Here is an 18,520-nt window from a genome sequence, read left to right as displayed (position 1 = left end):
CGGCTCAGTGTTATAACTACAGACTAAAACACAACCATGATTACAACCGATATATGCATCATTGGCGCAGGTCCGGTAGGACTTTTCGCCGTTTTTGAAGCAGGTCTCCTGAAAATGCGCTGCCACCTCATCGATGCCTTACCGCAGGTGGGTGGTCAGCTTTCCGAAATATATCCGCAGAAGCCCATTTACGATATTCCCGGTTATCCGGAAGTAAAAGCGCAGGAGCTGGTCGATAATCTGATGGATCAGATCGAGCCGTTTCACCCGACGTTTACGCTGGGCGAACGGGTCGATACCCTTGAGCGGCAGGAAGATGGCTCGTTTATCATCGGCACCAACGATGGTACGCAGGTCCACTGCCAGGTGGTGGTGATCGCCGGTGGTCTGGGTTGCTTTGAGCCCCGGAAGCCGGAGATCGAAGGCCTGGAGAAGTTTGAAGGCAAGGGCGTTTCGTACATGGTGAAGAACCCTGAACTGCTGCGCGACCGCCGGGTGATTCTGGCCGGTGGCGGTGACTCTGCCCTCGACTGGACCATCTTCCTGGCCGAAGTAGCCAAAGAAGTAACGCTTATCCACCGCAGCGACAGTTTCCGGGGAGCGCCCGACTCGGCCGAGAAGGTGTATGAACTGGCCAAACAAGGGAAAATCAACCTGGTGCTGCAATCCAACATTACCAGCGTGAGCGGCAACGGCCACCTGAAGGAAGTCGTTATCACCGGCAAAGACAAGGCGCAGCGCATTCTGGCCGCCGACCACCTGATTCCGCTGTTCGGGCTGACGCCGAAACTGGGGCCCATCGCCGACTGGGGCCTGAACATCGACAAATCAGCCATCAGCGTGAGCACCGTCGACTACAGCACTACGGTGGAGCGTATCTACGCCATCGGTGATATTAATACGTATCCCGGTAAGCTGAAGCTGATTCTGTGTGGTTTCCACGAAGCTGCGCTAATGTGCCAGAGTGCCTTTAAATACGTGTATCCGAACCAGAAACTGAGTTTTAAATATACCACCGTCAACGGTGTCCACGCGTTTTAATTCAACATGATTCAATTCACCATAGAAGACCGCACCGGCGACCGGCAGACGCTTGACATACCCGAAGGCATTAACCTAAGTCTGATGGAGGTCCTGAAAGCGTCGGAATACAACATTCTGGCAACCTGTGGCGGCATGGCTCTGTGCGCTACCTGCCACGTGCAGGTGCTTGAAGGGTTAGATGACCTACCCTCGCAAACCGACGCCGAACTCGATATGCTGGACACGCTGCCCGATGCCGGGAGCGATAGTCGGCTAGCCTGTCAGATCCGCGTCGATGAATCGCTGGAGGGAGCCGTATTCCGGTTAGTGGCAGAGGAGGAATACTAAAAATCGATTTTGGTACCGGAGCGCCCTGTCTGTCTTCACCGACAGCAGGGCGCTTTGCTTTTATCCATGAATTAGTCACCTACGGCTTACAACGTACATCTTTTCATATTTAAACCCGGTTAAAATAGAATTATGTTTGTGTTTTTTTATAATTTACCATCCCGTTTGATAAGATAACCATAAAAATTATGGAAAGCGGACAAATCCTGTAATCCCCATTCATTCACATTACCAAACCAATTAATCTATGATGTACTTCTCCTTACCGGTTAGCAGGAAACTTCCTGCTATTTTCCGGTTCTTACCCGTAAAAAGCTGCCTGACCGCGCTGGCGCTCTTGTTCGCCCTAAGTGCCTGGGCGCAGGACAAGGAGGTTTCGGGTAGTGTAAAAGATGCATCCGGCTCAGCGCTGCCGGGCGTTAGTGTATCCATTAAAGGTTCTCAGCGGGGTACTACCACCGACCCCAATGGTAATTACCGGCTGTCTGTACCCGAACGCGCCGTTCTGGTCTTCAGCTTTGTCGGCTTTCAGAAACAGGAGGTCGCCGTCGGGAATCGCTCCGTTGTGGATGTCAGCCTGCTGGAAGACAGCCAGGTACTGAGCGAAGTGGTCGTTATCGGCTATGGTACCGTCAGAAAAAAAGATGCAACCGGTGCCGTTAACGCCATCGGTACCAAAGACTTCAACAAGGGGGTAATCGTTTCAGCCGAACAGTTGATGCAGGGCCGGGTCCCGGGCGTAGCCATTACCCAGAATAACGGTGAGCCGGGTGGCGGCATTAACGTCCGGATACGCGGTACGTCGTCGGTCCGGAACGGAAACAATCCGCTGTTTGTGGTTGATGGGGTGCCGCTGAGTGGCGACAATACCACAGCCAGTGGCGACAACTCCGGCATCGGTTCTTCATCTCCGCGCAACCCGCTGAACTTTCTGAACCCGGAAGACATTGCCAGTATCGACATTTTAAAGGATGCGTCGGCCACCGCGATTTACGGCGCACGGGGTGCCAATGGGGTGGTCCTGATTACCACCAAAAAAGGAAAGGCCGGCAAAGGAAGTCTCGAGTATTCGCCTTCGGTCGGTATCAGCAACATCACCAAACGGTATAATCTGCTGAACGCCGACGAATACGCCAAGCTGCAGCCGACCCAAAACCTGGGGGGTAAAACCGACTGGCAGGATGTGCTATTCCGGACCGGCATCACCAACCAGCACAACCTTGCTTATGGCGGGGCCGATGCAACCGGTAATTACCGCTTCTCGCTGGGTTACCTTAACCAGGAAGGAATTATGGAAAAAAGTTCGCTGAAGCGCCTGTCGGGTACCTTTAACGGTAATAAGCGATTTATAAACGACAAGCTGAACGTCGGAATTCAGGTAACCGTTTCGGAAACCAAGGACGGCAACATTCCCGTAACCGATAACGCCGGTTACCAGGGCGACCTGCTGGCCAGTATTCTGAAGTCGAATCCAACCATGCCCGTATACAAGGCCGACGGCAGTTACAACCAGTCGAGCAACGTGGCCGAACCAAACCCGGCCGCCCTCCTGGGGCTATCGCGGGACAACACCAAAGCCCTGCGATCACTAGGCAACATCAACGCCGAATACGAAATTATTGACGGCTTGAAATTCAAAACCGTGGTTGGCTTCGACAAATCAATGTCGGCCCGGAAAGCCGCTTTCTCGCGTGATCTGATCTACCAGGACATTCAGCGGGTAGGCCGGCTGTACCTGACAGACATCGAGACTGACAACAACCTCTGGGAGAATTATTTTACCTACAACAAAGAATTCGGCAACTTCAGCCTGAACGCCCTGTTGGGGTACTCCTACCAGAGTTTTGACTATTACTTTAAAAAGTCGACAGCGACCAACTTCCGGACCAGCGACCTGGATCTGATGATTAATAACGCGGCCTCCGCCAATAATTCCAAAGGGTTTGGTAGTCTGATTCAGAACTCCGCTTCGACGAAAGACGAGCTACAGTCTTATTTCGGTCGGGTCAATGTGGGATACGGTAAATTCCTGGGTACGGTTACGCTGCGGGCCGATGGGTCGACCAAGTTCGGCCCCGGTAATAAATACGGTTATTTCCCCTCGGCGGCCGTTGCGTACAAACTGATCGAAGAGAAATTTATTCCGAAGAACCTGTTCTCCGACCTGAAGCTGCGGGTAGGCTATGGGGTGACCGGTAACCAGGAAATTCCGCATAACCTGTACACCCAACGGCAGAACTATAGCGGCTGGGGCTTCAATGCCGATGCCAACAACATCGCAGGGGGCGGGCTGAACGACGTATCGTTCCCCAACCCGAATCTGAAATGGGAACAAACTGCCCAGTTCAATGCCGGTATCGACTTCGGCATTTTGGGCAGCCGGCTGACGGGTAATGTGGAAGTTTACCACAAGAATACTAAAGACCTGCTGATTCAGGTCACGGCGGCTCAGCCGGCGCTGACACCCTTCGTCTGGAAAAACCTGGATGCCAATGTCATTAACTCCGGGATCGAACTCGGCCTGAACTATACGGCCATTGACAATCCGGTATTTGGCTGGGATATTCAGTTAAATGGAGCGTACAACAAAAACATCGTGAAGAACTTTAACGGCCTGATCAATACCGGAGCCATCAACGGCCAGGGCCTGACCGGTGCCTTTGCCCAGCGCATTGCCGAAGGGCAACCCCTGTTTGCCTATTTCCTGCGGGAGTTCGGCGGTTTCGACGACAGTGGTAACACCATCTACATCGGCGGTGATGTGCAGCGCTTTGTCGGCAAGAGCCCCCTGCCGAAGGTTACGGGTGGGTTAACGAACAATCTGCGGTATAGAAATTTCAGTCTGAGCCTGTTCTTCAACGGGGTGTTCGGCAATTATATATATAGCAATAACGCAAACGCCTTCTTCACCAAAGGTGCCTTCAACAACGGTCGCAACGTTACCCGTGATGTACCTGATCTGAAAGAAGGCCCCTTCAACGCACCTGACGTATCCACACGATTCCTGGAGAAAGGCGATTTTGTGCGGCTCCAGAACCTGAGCCTGAGTTACCGGGTCAACACCGGCAAGTCGGCCATCTCGAACCTGCGATTCTTCGTGACGGGTCAGAACCTGTTCGTCATCACCAAATACTCGGGACAGGATCCGGAAGTAAATACCAACAAATCGCTGAACGGGGTACCTTCACTGGGCATCGACTACACGGCTTATCCGCGAGCCAGAACCTGGACACTGGGTGCCAACATTGCTTTCTAACCCCAAAAGACATTTTGTATGAGATATTCATTTGCGTTACAAATACTTACTACCAGTTTAGGGCTGATTGCGCTGTCGGCCTGTACCGACCTTGAAGTCAAAGAGAAAGACTCGATTTTAGTAAAGTCGGGCAGTGGGGGGTTCCAGTCGGTAAACGTATCAGAAGCCCTGCAGTCGGCCTACAAAGACCTGGGTGCCTATACCGATCAGGCCAATATCTATGCCCTGGGCGAACACCCTACCGCCGAAATGATACCGCCCACCCGCGGGGTAGACTGGGGTGACAACGGCGTCTGGCGTACGCTCGACCAGCACACCTGGGACGCTACCCATTCCTGGATTCTGAATGCCTGGAACCAGTTGAACCAGCGGGTATTTAAGTGTACCCAGATTCTGGCCTCCAGCCCAACACCGGCCCAGGCTGCCGAAGCCAAGTTCCTGCGGGCCTGGAATATGTACCACGTGATGGACTACTGGGGTCAGGTGCCCTTCCGGGAGGTAACCGAAGGGGTAAACGACAATCCGAAAGTGAAGACCAGGGCGGAAGCATTCGACTTCATTGTAAAAGACCTGACCGAAGCACTACCGGCCCTGCCCGAAGCAAAGCCGGCCCAGGCCGAAAACTCACTGGCAACCAAAGCGGCCGCCAATTACCTGCTGGCTAAGCTGTTCCTGAACAAGGCCGTGTTTAAAGCCGCGAAACCGGAAGGACCCTATACTTTTGATAAAGCCGACATGGATCAGGTAGTGAAGTACGTAGATGCCATTACGGCCGCCGGCTTCAAACTCAGTTCCAGTTACTTTACCAACTTCACCGCCACGGCGAAAGACGAGATCATCTTTACCAGTCCCGAGGGTACCCCCCAGAACCGCTGGTACATGACGCTCCACTACAACCAGAACCCCTCCGGCTGGAACGGCTTTGCCACGCTGGCCGATTTTTATGATACCTTCGAGGCTAAGGACATCCGGAAAGGCGTTCCGGCTAAACCAGACGGAAAAGCGTATTCGGGCATCGGCCGCGGCTTCCTGATCGGTCAGCAGTACGACGATAGCGGTAAAGAAATCGTTGACGACCGTTCGAAGAAGCCGCTACAGTTTACGCGGGATGTGACCCTGTCCGGCACACCAACCGACAAAGGTATCCGGGTTATCAAATACCACCCCGCCGATGCCGGCAAGTATATCCTGATGCGGTACGGCGATGCGTTCCTGATGAAAGCTGAAGCGTTGCTGCGAGCCGGAAATAACGCCGAAGCGATAAAACTCGTCAACGAAATGAGAGCATCACGCGGGGCCTCTACAATCGCGACGGTTAACGAGAACACCGTCTTTGAGGAAATTGGGCGCGAAACCTACTGGGAAGGCAACAAGCGAACGGTCGAAATCCGTTTTAACAAGTTCCTGACCGGCACGGGTGTCGATAAAAAAGATCCCTATACGGTGCTCTACCCCATTCCCTCCGATGCGATCACGTCGAACCCAAATCTGAAGCAGAACGAAGGTTATTAATTTCCCGCTGCTGCCAGAAAACAAAATGCCCGATATACCGGGCATTTTGTTTTCTTTGTGTAGTGCAACGCATGCCCGTTTCCTATGAAAGTATTCCCGTTCTGCTGCCGTTTTCTTGTGTTTATCTGGGCGTGCAGCCTGAGCCTGTCGTGCGCCCGTAAGCCCAGGCCGGCAGACCTCCTGAACACGCTGCCGGCCGGTCAGGCCAAAGTACTGATTACGCTGGACGGCCAGGCCTTTTATCCCGATGAAAGTTCGTTCAGCGGAGCTATTCAGGTCTTTGACAACTATTTCCGGCTGAGTCTATTCGATCAGTACGAGGGCAATGTGGTGATTGCGCTGGGCGGAGAGAAGTGGTATAGCCCGCATCCGGTCAAACGGCAAATCTTTGTTGAGAACCAGCTTGCGGCCAGTGTCCTGATTGGTAAATTAATCGATAAGGAAAAGCGTTTGGGCGAAGGCTACCTGATGACCGATGGTGAAGTCTCGGTAGACGCACTATCCGAAGACAGGCTGGTTCTGCATTTCTCGGGCAAGGCCGGCAAATACAATGTGCAGCGGGAACCCGAGAAATGGAACCAGGTGGAAGGTACCATTGTGTATAAGAAACCAGCTATTACGGTCCAGAACGTAGAAAAAGCCGCTGTTTACTTTTAATGTGAGTACGAGTCTCCCCTACCGTAACGCCCCTGAACGCTTTATGCCTTTTAGTATCTGTCTGCATCCGTTTTTCCGGGAAGCTACTGGTTATCTGCTCCTGCTGATGGTTAGTTACCTGCTGCCGGCCTGCTCCGCCCGGTCAACGGATACGCTGTTTGAACGGATGGATAATGAAGCCATCGGAGTCACGTTCCGGAACACCATCAAAAACCGGGAAGACTTTAACATCTTCAACTACCGGAACTTCTACAATGGCGGGGGAGTGGCCACCGGCGACATCAATAATGACGGCCTGCCGGACCTCTATTTTACGGCCAACATGGGCACAAACAGGCTGTATCTAAACAAAGGCAACTGGCAGTTTGAGGACATTACCGACAAGGCAGGCGTGGGCGGCAACGGCAAATGGGGCACGGGCGTGGTCATGGTCGACATCAACCATGATAACCTGCTGGATATATACGTATGCAATGCCGGCTACCAGAAAGGTATCGGACAGGCGAACGAACTCTACATCAACAACGGCAATCTGACGTTCACCGAATCGGCGAAGCAGTATGGACTCGACGAAAACGGCTACACCACCCACGCAGCTTTCTTTGATTACGACCTCGACGGCGACCTGGACTGTTACCTCCTCAACAATAGTTTTATTCCGATTAATACCCTCGATTTTGCCAATAACCGGACCTTACGCGCCGAAGACTGGCCCGTAAAAGACTTTCTGAAAGGTGGAGGTGATAAACTCCTGCGCAATGACAATGGTCACTTCCGCGACGTCAGCCGGGAAGCGGGTATCTTCAGCAGCCTGATTGGTTTCGGACTGGGCGTTACTATCGGCGATGTAAACGGCGACGGCTATCCGGACATTTACGTCTCCAACGATTTCTTTGAGAAAGACTACCTGTATATCAATCAGAAAAACGGCACGTTTACCGAAGAGATCGAACAGCGGATGAAGCATCTGAGCATTGCGTCGATGGGTGCCGACATGACCGATATCAACAACGACGGCTACGCGGAGATTTTCACCACCGAGATGCTGCCCCGCGACGAAATCCGGTTGAAAACCACCTCGTCGTTTGAATCATTTTACCTGGCCAGACTGAAACGCGACCGGGGGTTTTATAACCAGCTTCAGCAGAACTGCCTGCAACTGAACAACCAGAACGGAACCTTCAGCGAAATTGCCCACTATGCCGGCGTTGCCGCCAGCGACTGGAGCTGGGGAGCCCTGATGTTCGACGCCAATAACGATGGGTACAACGACATTTACGTCTGCAATGGCATCTACCACGACGTAATCGATCAGGACTTTATCGATTTCTTTGCCAGCGATCTGGCCCAGACCATGGCGCTCTCCGGGCAGAAGAAGCAATTCAACGAGATTGTGGCTCATATGCCTTCGCGCCCTATCCCGAACAACTTCTTTCTGAATACCGGTAACCTGCGGTTTGCCGAAAAAGGGGCTGCGTCTGGCTTTTCAGAGCCTTCTTTTTCCAACGGAGCCGCTTATGCCGACCTGGACAATGACGGTGACCTCGATCTGGTCGTTAATAACGTCAATCAACCGTGCTTTGTCTACCAGAATCATGCGGAGACAAGCAGGCAGCCGCACCACTTCATTAAAATAAACCTCCGGGGTAACGGCCCGAATACCTACGCGATCGGCTCTACCATAGAACTGTTTGCGAAAGGTCAGATTATAAGCCGGTATGTGGCTCCCTCCCGTGGCTTCCAATCCAGCACCGAATACCCGCAAACCATTGGACTGGGACCGGTCAGGCAGATTGATTCGGTCAAAATCAACTGGTACGATCAGCGTGTCACAGTACTTCGGTCGGTCAAAGCAGATACCACCTACACGTTTTCCGTGGAACAAGGCCAGGCAAGCACCGGATCAAAACCTGCCGATGAGCGTCCAACCTTGCTTTCGCCCGTATCCTTCAGTTTAGCCCCCCATCGGGAAAACACCTACGAAGATTTCTTCAATGAGCGGAACATCCCCATGAAACTCTCGTCGGAAGGACCAAAAGCGGCTGTTGGTGACGTCAACGGCGACGGCAAAGATGATATCTATATCGGAGGAGCCAAAGGACAGGCCGGAATATTATACCTGCAGACCGGCTCCGGATTCCGGCAATCGCCCCAGGCTATATTCGAGGCCCTCCGCCTTTTTGAAGATACAGCCGCCGAGTTTTTCGACGCCGACGGAGATGGCGATCTGGACCTGTACGTGGGCAGCGGGGGCAACGAGTTTTTGCCTGGCTCCCGCGAACTGATGGACCGGCTGTACGTCAACGACGGCAAGGGGCAGTTTACCTTAAACAGCCGGGCCCTTCCGCCCAATACGATGAATACGGCGGTGGTGCGGCCGTATGATTATGACAAAGACGGTGATCTGGACCTTTTTGTCGGCAGCCGTAGCTACCCAGGGCAATATGGTGCTCCCCCGCCCAGCTACCTCTACCAGAACGACGGTACCGGCAATTTCAGCGATGTTACCCGGGAAATAGCCCCGGAACTGTTCGATATCGGAATGATCCGGGATGCCGCCTGGACCGATCTCAACGGTGACCAGCAAAACGAACTGGTACTGACCGGCGACTGGATGAGCCCACAGGTGCTTTCCTTCAGGCAGGGCAAACTGGTCCGGCAAACCTCCGGTTTAGAGGATTTCAGCGGCTTTTGGGGCAGCCTGACCATAGCGGATGTGGACGCAGACGGCGATCAGGACCTGATTCTGGGCAATATCGGCGAAAACTTCAGTTTGAAAGCAACTGCTGATAATCCGCTGAAGCTCTGGATCAACGATTTCGACCAGAACGGAACGCTGGATAAGGTAATGACCAAAACGCTGAACGGCCGGGACGTGCCGGTTTTTCTGAAGCGGGAAATGGCCGAACAGTTTCCGTTTCTGAAAACCCGTATCCTGAAACATGCCGATTACGCCACCAAGTCGCTCCAGGACCTGTTTCCAGGCGAGGTACTCAGAAATTGCCGGATTAAACAGGTAACCTATCTGAAGTCGGCGCTGGCCCTCAACAACGGCACAGGTCAGTTTGCCGTGGCAGCGTTGCCCGATGCCGTACAACGCTCATGCGTAAACGCCAGTGCCTGGGAGGACCTGAATCGGGATGGCCGACCAGACATTATCATGGCCGGCAACTTTACTCAGTTTCTACCGCAACTGGGCATGTTGGACGCCTGCCAGGGTTTGGTCCTCCTCAACCGGGGACAAGGCCGCTTTGGCGTACTGCCCAGCCGGCAAAGTGGTTATTTGGTCGGCGAAGAAGCCAAACAAATCAGCCTGATTCGCATAAACGGCCGGAAACACCTCATCACCCTGATCAACAACGCTGCGCCGAAAGTATTCCAACTCACTGACGGCCCAGCCAACAGTCAGCTTTCTTCCCGGCTTCCATGAATACGCTCGCCATAGACAAACTGATCCTGGGCCTCCTGACGCTTCTCCTGGTTGCCTGCCAGAAAAAAGAGGCAGCCGCACCGGTATTCCGCTTGCTGGAAGCCGACCAGACCGGTCTTGCTTTTTCAAATGAGCTGAAGCCGACCAAAGACCTCAACATCTTCACCTACATGTATTTCTATAATGGCAGCGGGATCGGGGCGGGCGACTTCAACAACGACGGACTTATTGATCTTTGTTTCACGGCCAACCTTCAGCCGAACCGCCTGTACCTGAACCGATCAGCTACCGGAGCGATCCATTTTGACGATGTGACAACCCAAACGGGTATCAATACCGCGAAGGGCTGGGCTAACGGCGTCTCCGTGGTCGACATCAATCAGGATGGTATGCTGGACCTCTACATCAGTCAGGTGGGCGGCTTTGCCGACTTCAAAGGCCATAACCTGCTGTTTGTCTGCCAGCAAATCACCAAAGAGGGCATACCGGTCTACGCCGAAAAATCGGCCGAATACGGGCTGAATCTGACCGGACTAGGCACCCAGGCCGCCTTTCTGGACTATGATGCCGACGGTGATCTGGATATGTTTCAGCTTAATCATTCGGTTCACCAGAACGGAACGTTCGGTTCCCGCAGTGCTTTCCGGGGGCAAACCCACCCAACCGCCGGCGACCGCTTTTTCCGGAACGACAAGGGCAAATTTGTGGAAGTGACCCGTCAGGCCGGTATCATCAGCGATGTGCTGGGCTATGGCCTGGGCATCGGGATCGGCGATGTTAATTTTGATGGGTATCCCGACCTGTATATCGGCAATGATTTTCACGAAAACGACTACCTGTATATTAACCAGCGCAACGGCACCTTTCGCGAAGACCTGGAAAATGAGATGATGCATACCAGCCAGTTCTCTATGGGAATTGACATAGGAGACCTGAACAATGATGTATTTCCGGAAATCATCTCGCTGGACATGCTTCCCGCCGACCGGGATATTCTGAAACGCTCGGAAGGCGAAGACTCTTACAATATTTTCCGGTACAAAATCCGGCAGGGCTATAATTACCAGTTTGCCCGCAACAACCTGCAATTCAACAACGGCAACAATACGTTCTCCGAAATCGGGATGTACGCCGGCGTACACGCTACAGACTGGTCTTGGTCACCCCTGTTTATGGATTTCGACAATGACGGGCGCAAAGACCTATTCATCTCCAACGGCATTCCGAAACGGATGAACGACATTGATTACATTCAGTTTGTCTCCAGCGAAGACATTCAGCAGCGGCTGGAGCGCCGGGAGATGGATGAGAATGACCAGTTGCTTATTGACAAACTACCGGAGATAAAACTGCCGAACGCGTTTTTCCGCAACCAGCCCGATCTGCGTTTTCAAGCCCTTCAGGAACAGATTGAGAATAACAAACCTGCTTACTCCAACGGAGCTGTTTACGCGGACCTCGACAACGACGGTGATCTCGACATTGTCACCAGCAACATCAACGACAAGGCGTTTGTGTACGAAAACCTGGCTAACACCAATACCCCGCAACACGCATCGCTGACTCTGCACCTTACCGGTCCGGCCGGCAACCGGAATGCCGTTGGTGCCCAATGCCTGGTGTTTCGTAAGGGCGATGTTATATCGGCAGAAAAGTATCCGGTCCGGGGCTTTCAGTCCAGCATGGAAGTACCGCTGACTATAGGATTGGGCACTAAGGCAGCGATTGACTCTGTACTGCTGATTTGGCCCGACAGGCGCTACCAGCGAATCGCGCTGCCCGCAACCGGCCATACGCTTACTCTAACATACCAGCCAGACTTACCCCGTTTTGATTATGACCACTTTCGGAAAAAGCGGGCGAAGGGTATTGTCTTTAGCGACATTACCCCCCAGGTAAAACTCGATTACCGGCACATTGAAAATAATTACAATGAGTTTGACCGTGACGCGTTAATTCCGCATCTGATGTCGGCCGAAGGCCCGCCCATTGCGGTAGCGGATATCAACGCAGACGGTCGCGACGATGTCTTTGCCGGCTCCTCACGGGATGCAACAAGCGCGGTTTTCATCCAGCAGGCCAACGGCACGTTTAGCCGGCTCCCTCAGCCCTCCCTGGAACAGGACAGCGTTTACGAAGATACCGATGCCATTTTTGTCGATGTCAATCAGGATACATTTCCGGACCTGGTTGTTGCCAGTGGCGGCAATGAGTATTCGGGTACTTCGGCCTATACCCAACCCCGCCTGTACCTGAACGACGGCCGGGGCCACCTGATGCGCCGGCCCGATGCCTTTCCCGGTATCTACCTGACGGCTTCCTGTGTACGGGCAATGGATATCACGGGCGACGGGCAACCCGAATTATTTTTTGGCGGGCGTACGGTACCCGCTGCCTACGGCAAGGCTCCGCGCTCGTATCTGCTCCGCAACGAAGGGAACGGTCGGTTTACCGACATCACCGAATCTGTTTCGCCGGAATTAGCTACGATTGGTCTGGTAAAAAATGCCAGTTGGGTGGATCTGGACAGGGACAAAGACCCGGATCTGCTGCTGAGCCTCGAATGGGACAGCGTCTGCCTGCTGGAAAATCAGGGTGGGCATTTCTCCAAAAAGATACTTACCACTGCCAAAGGCTGGTGGAACTTTACCCTACCCGCCGATTTTGACCAGGACGGCGATCTGGACATCCTGGTTGGCAACCTCGGCCTCAACAGCCGGCTGAAAGCCACCCCCGACCAGCCCGTACGGCTGTACGTCGGCGATTTTGATGATAACCAGAAAGTCGATCAGTTGGTAACTTACTATCTGAACGGCGAAGAAATCCTTTTTTCGAACAAGGCCGAAACCGAAAAGCAGTTTCCCTTTATCAAGAAAAAATTCATCTATGCCAAAGACTTTGCCAAAGCCAGCCTGGTGGACCTGATCGGGAAAAGAAAACTGGAGGACGCCCGTATCCTGGAAACGAACACCTTCGACAATCTGGTGCTGGTCAATAACGGAAGGGGTGAATTTACTCCGCAACCGCTCCCCTACACGGCTCAATGGTCGCCCTATTACGCTGCGCAGTTGATCGACGCCAACGGCGACCAACTGCCCGACGTGCTGCTCAGTGGTAATTTTTACGGATGCAATATCCAGATGGGGCGGTACGATGCCGATTATGGCATCGTACTCATCAACCAGGGGAACTGCCGCTTTGCACCGGTTGCGTTGAGCGGATTAGCTATTAAAGGGGAGGTAAAACACCTGGTACCGATCCGCATCAACGGCAACGAAGCCATCCTGGTTGCGCGAAACAATGAACGACTGCTGGTTATAAAAAAAGCCACCCTTTAAACATTCAATTTTAGTACCGTCAGCTCTTCTTTCGCTTACTGGCGATATCGCCGATGGCCGTTACCAGCCGGTCAAGGTCTTTGGGCGACGTGTAGATGTGCGGAGTGACGCGCAGGCCGCTGAAGCTCTCCCACTGGATAGGCGACGTGTGGATTTTAAACGTATTCAGCAGCGGGCCTTCTACTTCGCCGGGCTTCATACCGTCGATAGAGAAGAAGGCGAGGGCACAGGCGTAGTCGGGTTTGAGCGAGGTATGGATGCGGACGCCGGGAATGCCCTGCACCTTCTCAGCCCAATAATTTTTGAGGTACTGCAGGCGGGCCTGTTTCCTAGCCGAGCCGATGGCGTTGTGATAGTCGACCGCCGTACCGATGGCCATCTCCGACGCAAACGAGCGGGTACCCAGCGATTCAAATTTGCGGATGTCGGTGCCGTCGGGTTCCGTATTGGAGAGTAGCGCCCACACGTTTTTAATCTTGTCGCGCCGGATATACATCATGCCGCTGCCGAAGGGCGCACAAAGCCATTTGTGCAAACTAGTGGCGTAGTAATCAACCCCTAAATCCGGTATTTTGTAATCCAGGTGCGCAAAGGAGTGAGCCCCGTCGCAGATGGTCTCGATGCCCCGCTGCCGGGCGGCATCGGCTATTTTCCGCGCCGGCAGAATCTGCCCTACCCAGTTGATGATGTGAGTAATATGCACCACTTTGGTACGGGGTGTAAAGGCTTTGACAAACTGACTGACCAGGTAATCGTCGCTCTCGGAAGGCAGATCCAGGTTCAGCCAGACGAGCTTGATACCGTCGCGCTTCTCGCGCTGTTTCCAGGCATTAATCATGTTGGGGTAGTCCTGTTTGGTCAGGATTACCTCATCGCCCGCTTTCAGGTTCAGGCCAAAAATGATGGTGTTCAGCCCTTCGGTAGCGTTGCGGTTGATGGCTAGTTCGTCGGGCGAGCAGCCCGCCAGATCGGCCAGTTTGCCGCGCAGGGCTTCGCGGCCCTGGTCCAGAATCCGCCACATATAATAGGAAGGCGCTTCATTGGAATACTGGTAGAAGCGGATGTGGGCGTCCTGCACCACCTTCGGCTGGGGGCTTACTCCGCCATTGTTCAGGTTCAGCAGGTTGGGCGATACGGTAAAATCCTGCTTGACCCGCCACCAGAAGTCTTCGTCCTGCGCCAGTGCCTGCGGAGAGACACCAGCCGCGTAGGATTGGTAGTGTTGAAACGTTTGCGCTTCGGCGTCGGTGAAAAAAGCAGGTAAGGCCAGCGAGCCGGTGGCCGCTGCCCCCAGTTGCCGGAAAAAAGATCGACGGGACGACATGAACTCAGGTACAGTTAGGGTGAACAAGGTTAGGCCAGTGTTCCTAAATGTACGCAGATTTTGAATTCAACCCACTACTACCGCCCTCCAAGCCACCCAAAAAGTCCTTTTTTGGCCCTGACACGCACAGCCCGATCCGGATGCTCCGCGTTATACTTCGCGATAATGGCCGGTTCGTGCTGCCGGTACAGCTCCGGATCAAAGTTCGCCTGCGGCAGGTGTTCCAATACGTACCGGATGTCGCGCTCCCCGGTAATCCATTGCTCCCAGACCTCCTGCCGCTGCCGGATACCCAGCGCATTAACCCCGGTAACGGCTCCGTTATCTGTGCGGTAGTTGATGCGCAGGCACTGCCGTCCGTCGGCATGCTCCCAGTAAAACGTCTGCCGGCTGCCGTCGTCCGGCAACTGAACCGGTACATCACCGTAGGTCTGGTACTCAATATCGAAGAATTTGGCCGAATTGAAAAATACCCCCGGTTGGTACGGTGTTCGGTTGCCCAGCAGCGTCTGCGCCAGGGTCTCGCCCATGATGCGGCCGGTGTACCAGATCTGCTCAATCGGCTTGCGGCCCGGCGGTGGGGTACGGTGCTGCACACAATCGCCGATGGCGTAGACATCCGGCAGGTTGGTCTCCAGGTACTCGTTCACCAGAATGCCCCGGTCTATGTCAAGCGCCGTTTCTCGCAGAAAATCAACGTTGGGACTCACGCCCACGGTGATGCCCACAAACTGCGCCGGTATCCGCTCGCCGGCGGTGGTCACCACCGCGCCAACGCGACCGGTGCCGTCATCGACCAATTCCTGTAGTTCAGTATCCAGCCGCAGATCGACGTGATGCTCCCGGATATGCCGGGTTGCCACCGCCGATTCTTCGGCAGGCAGGACCGAACTCCAGAAGCTTTCTTCCCGCACCAGAAATGTCACGCCAATACCTCTCGACAGCAGCATTTCGCACAGTTCGATGCCGATGAGTCCCCCACCTACAATCACCGCCTGTGTGATCCCTTTGGTATATGTCTCCATCCGCTCCAGATCGGGCATTCCGTACAAACCCTGTACACCTTGTAAGCCCTGACCCGGCCAGCCAAAAAAGTTGGGTCTGGAGCCGACCGCCAGCACCAGCACATCGTACGATAATTCCCGGCTCTCCAGCGTTGCCACCGTTTGGGGTTGTTCGCCGGGGCTTACTTTGCGGAACCACCGGCTGGTCTGCGAGTTTTTTTCTCCCCGCGTCTGGGCAGAGAAGTCTTCCACAAAACGGTCGGACAGCAAAAGCTTTCTGGCGGTAAAGTCGATCTGCTCCACGTAACCCCGTACCAATGCAATGCGGTTTTTGGGCCAGAAGCCGTCTTCGTAGGGTTTGGTATGGTGGTATTCCAGATGCCCCATGTAGATGTACATCAGGGCGGTACGGGAGAAAAAATGGTCGGTTTCTGAGGAGATAACCGTGATTTTATCTTCACTCTGTTTGCGGATGTGCCGGGCGGCCGTAATACCGGCAATACCGTTGCCGACGATAATAATATGACGCATGGACGGAAGGTAAGGCAGAAGCTTCGGTTTGTCAACACATAGGTACGAAGAACCCCGACTGACGGATGTCGTCAGGCCGACACCGGCAGCATTCCGGCAAACAAAAAACCAGTCTGCAGCAGACTGGTCTGTATCCGTTGACGAGAGTCGGGCGTAACCTGAGCGGCTTCATTCCTCCCAAACGATAGTCTCTTCCCTGCTGTACCAGGGCTCCAGGTGAGGCTCATACTGCTTTTCAACGATGTTGCGCTTTATCTTCATCGTTGGCGTCATCATATTGTTTTCCACCGTCCACTGATCTTTTACCACCACCACTTTTTTCACCCGCTCATAGGTGTGCAGGTGGGGGTTCAGAACATTCACGGTTGACTCCAGGCTCCGCGTAACCTGCATCCGGTCGGTGTGCCGGCCCATCTCCGACAGTACCACCAGCGCCACCGGCTGGGGCAGATGCTGACCGGCTACGCAGATCTGCTCCACATACGAATTGTCGGCAAAGCCAAACTCAATTTGCGACGGGGCCACGTACTCCCCTTTTGGCGTTTTGTACATATCGTCTACCCGGCCGGTTATGGTCAGATAGCCGTTTTCGTCCAGTTGGCCAATATCGCCGGTATGCAGCCAGCCGTTGCGAAGCACAGCCGCCGTCATCGCCGGTTCGCGGTAATAGCCCCGCATCAGCCAGTCGGCACGGGTCAGCACCTCGCCGGTATCCGGGTCAATTTTTACTTCCATTCCCTCGTACAGCTTCCCAACGGTGCCGTCCCGGCTATCGTCGACGGGCATCAGCGATACACCACCCAGATTTTCGGTCATGCCATAGGCCTCCTGAATGACGATCCCCAGCCGCCGGAACCACTGTATGAGCGAAACAGGCATGGGGGCCGCGCCGGTCAGAATAAATACGGCCTCGTTCAGCCCCAGGCTCTTCCGTATCTTACGCTTAACCAAATCCGACACCAGCGGGATCCTCAGGAGCCGGTCAAGCCTTTTCTGCGGCAGTTTCGCCAGAATACCCAGTTGAAACTTGGTCCAGATGCGCGGCACGGCCAGGAAATGGGTGGGCCGGGCCGCAACCAGATTTCCGGCAAAGGTTTCGAGCGATTCGGCAAAGTGAACGGTGCCACCGGTGATTAGACTACCCACCTCCACCACATTTCGCTCAGCGATGTGGCAAAGAGGCAGATATGAAAAATACCGGGCGTCGTTTACATCCAGACGACCTACCGGCTCAACGGCCTTCATAAAAGCGGCAACCGCCTTCATGTCCAGCATCACGCCCTTAGGATTGCCCGTTGTCCCGGAGGTATACACAATGGTGTAGATATCGTCCGGACTCCGGAGCGGACTGTCCCGCATCGGCTCGTATCCGTTCAGGATCGTCTCCCAGGGTGTCAGATCCGGGTCGGGCGAGGGAGACGCCGGCAGATAGTTCGGAAACGCAATGCCGTGAACGCCGGCCGGCATCCCCGGCTTCATAGCGGGCCAGTTGTCCAGTTTCCCCACAAACAGCACCCGGCAACCGCTATGCGCCATTACCTGCCGAAGCTGCGCTGCCGTGAGGGTAGGGTAAAATGGCACCGAGACATGGCCACTGAGGAGAATGGCCAGATCGGCAATGATCCAGTGCGCACAGTTCTTCGACACCAGCCCGATGTTGCTGTGGGGAGGCAGCCCCAGCGCGTTCAGGTAGGTAGCCATAATGCGGGCCTGCCGGCCTACCTCGCCCCAGCTAAAATCCATAAACCGACTGCCGACCGGCTGGCGCAGGTAGGTTTTGTTAGGCTGCTGCCGCTCCCAGTGATAGAAATGATGGGCCTGCGTAGCCAGATCAGTCTGTAGGGCATGTAAAGCTTCCATAGGCGCGTCAAAAGATGGCGTTACTACAGAACCAAGTTAAACAATTATTATAATAATTTGAAATAATCCCAGCACAGCCCGCTAAATTACAAACATAATTTGCTAATCTGGATAACTTTCCGGTTAATGTTAGTATGGAGCACAGATCTGTTTAGGGATTATCCCTAATATTGTTACGCAAAATTCAACTACCTGTTCTCAACACCAGACCATTTATCCTCACTGTTTTGCCTGACA

10 protein-coding genes are annotated in these 18,520 nt (G+C 54.0%); 7 read left to right on the top strand and 3 right to left on the bottom strand.

Annotated features, from left to right (window positions below; all coding sequences use genetic code 11):
* Positions 1-36: 36 nt before the first annotated feature.
* The 7 genes from ABD931_RS06695 (at position 37) to ABD931_RS06665 (ending at position 13,564) form a co-directional block, all read left to right on the top strand.
* Complete coding sequence (locus tag ABD931_RS06695; protein WP_345265238.1) at positions 37-1,041, top strand: NAD(P)/FAD-dependent oxidoreductase; 1,005 nt, start codon at positions 37-39, stop codon at positions 1,039-1,041.
* A 6-nt stretch (positions 1,042-1,047) separates the two neighbouring features.
* The gene (locus ABD931_RS06690; protein ID WP_345265237.1) at positions 1,048-1,371 is read left to right on the top strand and encodes a 2Fe-2S iron-sulfur cluster-binding protein; all 324 of its coding nucleotides are present in this window, start codon (positions 1,048-1,050) and stop codon (positions 1,369-1,371) included.
* A gap of 247 nt (positions 1,372-1,618) precedes the next feature.
* On the top strand, positions 1,619-4,627 hold the full coding sequence (locus ABD931_RS06685) for a SusC/RagA family TonB-linked outer membrane protein (protein WP_345265235.1): 3,009 nt from the start codon (positions 1,619-1,621) through the stop codon (positions 4,625-4,627).
* Positions 4,628-4,645: 18 nt separating this feature from the next.
* The gene (locus ABD931_RS06680; protein WP_345265233.1) at positions 4,646-6,139 is read left to right on the top strand and encodes a RagB/SusD family nutrient uptake outer membrane protein; all 1,494 of its coding nucleotides are present in this window, start codon (positions 4,646-4,648) and stop codon (positions 6,137-6,139) included.
* A gap of 84 nt (positions 6,140-6,223) precedes the next feature.
* Positions 6,224-6,796 (top strand): hypothetical protein, encoded by a 573-nt coding sequence (locus ABD931_RS06675; protein ID WP_345265231.1) that lies wholly within the window; start codon positions 6,224-6,226, stop codon positions 6,794-6,796.
* 43 nt (positions 6,797-6,839) lie between these two features.
* Positions 6,840-10,226 (top strand): CRTAC1 family protein, encoded by a 3,387-nt coding sequence (locus ABD931_RS06670; RefSeq protein WP_345265229.1) that lies wholly within the window; start codon positions 6,840-6,842, stop codon positions 10,224-10,226.
* A complete protein-coding gene (locus ABD931_RS06665; RefSeq protein ID WP_345265227.1) occupies positions 10,223-13,564 on the top strand; it encodes a VCBS repeat-containing protein in 3,342 nt (1,113 codons plus the stop codon). Before ABD931_RS06670 ends, ABD931_RS06665 begins: the two co-directional genes overlap by 4 nt.
* A 19-nt stretch (positions 13,565-13,583) precedes the next feature.
* On the opposite strand, the gene ABD931_RS06660 is transcribed toward ABD931_RS06665, so the two are convergent.
* From ABD931_RS06660 to ABD931_RS06650, 3 genes are all read right to left on the bottom strand, one after another.
* Positions 13,584-14,888 (bottom strand): aminotransferase class V-fold PLP-dependent enzyme, encoded by a 1,305-nt coding sequence (locus ABD931_RS06660; RefSeq protein WP_345265225.1) that lies wholly within the window; start codon positions 14,886-14,888, stop codon positions 13,584-13,586.
* A gap of 77 nt (positions 14,889-14,965) precedes the next feature.
* Positions 14,966-16,423, bottom strand: a complete 1,458-nt coding sequence (locus tag ABD931_RS06655) for an NAD(P)/FAD-dependent oxidoreductase (RefSeq protein WP_345265222.1) — start codon at positions 16,421-16,423, stop codon at positions 14,966-14,968.
* A 168-nt stretch (positions 16,424-16,591) separates the two neighbouring features.
* Positions 16,592-18,283: an AMP-binding protein gene (locus tag ABD931_RS06650; RefSeq protein ID WP_345265220.1), complete on the bottom strand. Its 1,692-nt coding sequence runs from the start codon at positions 18,281-18,283 to the stop codon at positions 16,592-16,594.
* Positions 18,284-18,520: the final 237 nt, after the last annotated feature.

Origin of the sequence: Nibrella viscosa (genome assembly GCF_039541875.1) — a bacterium.
Lineage (GTDB): Bacteria > Bacteroidota > Bacteroidia > Cytophagales > Spirosomataceae > Nibrella > Nibrella viscosa.
This window is presented reverse-complemented; position numbering and strand designations above follow the sequence as displayed.

What these genes read in the sequence shown, in the direction of transcription:
- ABD931_RS06695 (WP_345265238.1), top strand. Translation starts at nt 37, where the DNA reads ATGATTACAACCGATATATGCATCATTGGCGCAGGTCCGGTAGGACTT.
- ABD931_RS06690 (WP_345265237.1), top strand. Translation starts at nt 1,048, where the DNA reads ATGATTCAATTCACCATAGAAGACCGCACCGGCGACCGGCAGACGCTT.
- ABD931_RS06685 (WP_345265235.1), top strand. Translation starts at nt 1,619, where the DNA reads ATGATGTACTTCTCCTTACCGGTTAGCAGGAAACTTCCTGCTATTTTC.
- ABD931_RS06680 (WP_345265233.1), top strand. Translation starts at nt 4,646, where the DNA reads ATGAGATATTCATTTGCGTTACAAATACTTACTACCAGTTTAGGGCTG.
- ABD931_RS06675 (WP_345265231.1), top strand. Translation starts at nt 6,224, where the DNA reads ATGAAAGTATTCCCGTTCTGCTGCCGTTTTCTTGTGTTTATCTGGGCG.
- ABD931_RS06670 (WP_345265229.1), top strand. Translation starts at nt 6,840, where the DNA reads ATGCCTTTTAGTATCTGTCTGCATCCGTTTTTCCGGGAAGCTACTGGT.
- ABD931_RS06665 (WP_345265227.1), top strand. Translation starts at nt 10,223, where the DNA reads ATGAATACGCTCGCCATAGACAAACTGATCCTGGGCCTCCTGACGCTT.
- ABD931_RS06660 (WP_345265225.1), bottom strand. Translation starts at nt 14,888, where the DNA reads ATGTCGTCCCGTCGATCTTTTTTCCGGCAACTGGGGGCAGCGGCCACC.
- ABD931_RS06655 (WP_345265222.1), bottom strand. Translation starts at nt 16,423, where the DNA reads ATGCGTCATATTATTATCGTCGGCAACGGTATTGCCGGTATTACGGCC.
- ABD931_RS06650 (WP_345265220.1), bottom strand. Translation starts at nt 18,283, where the DNA reads ATGGAAGCTTTACATGCCCTACAGACTGATCTGGCTACGCAGGCCCAT.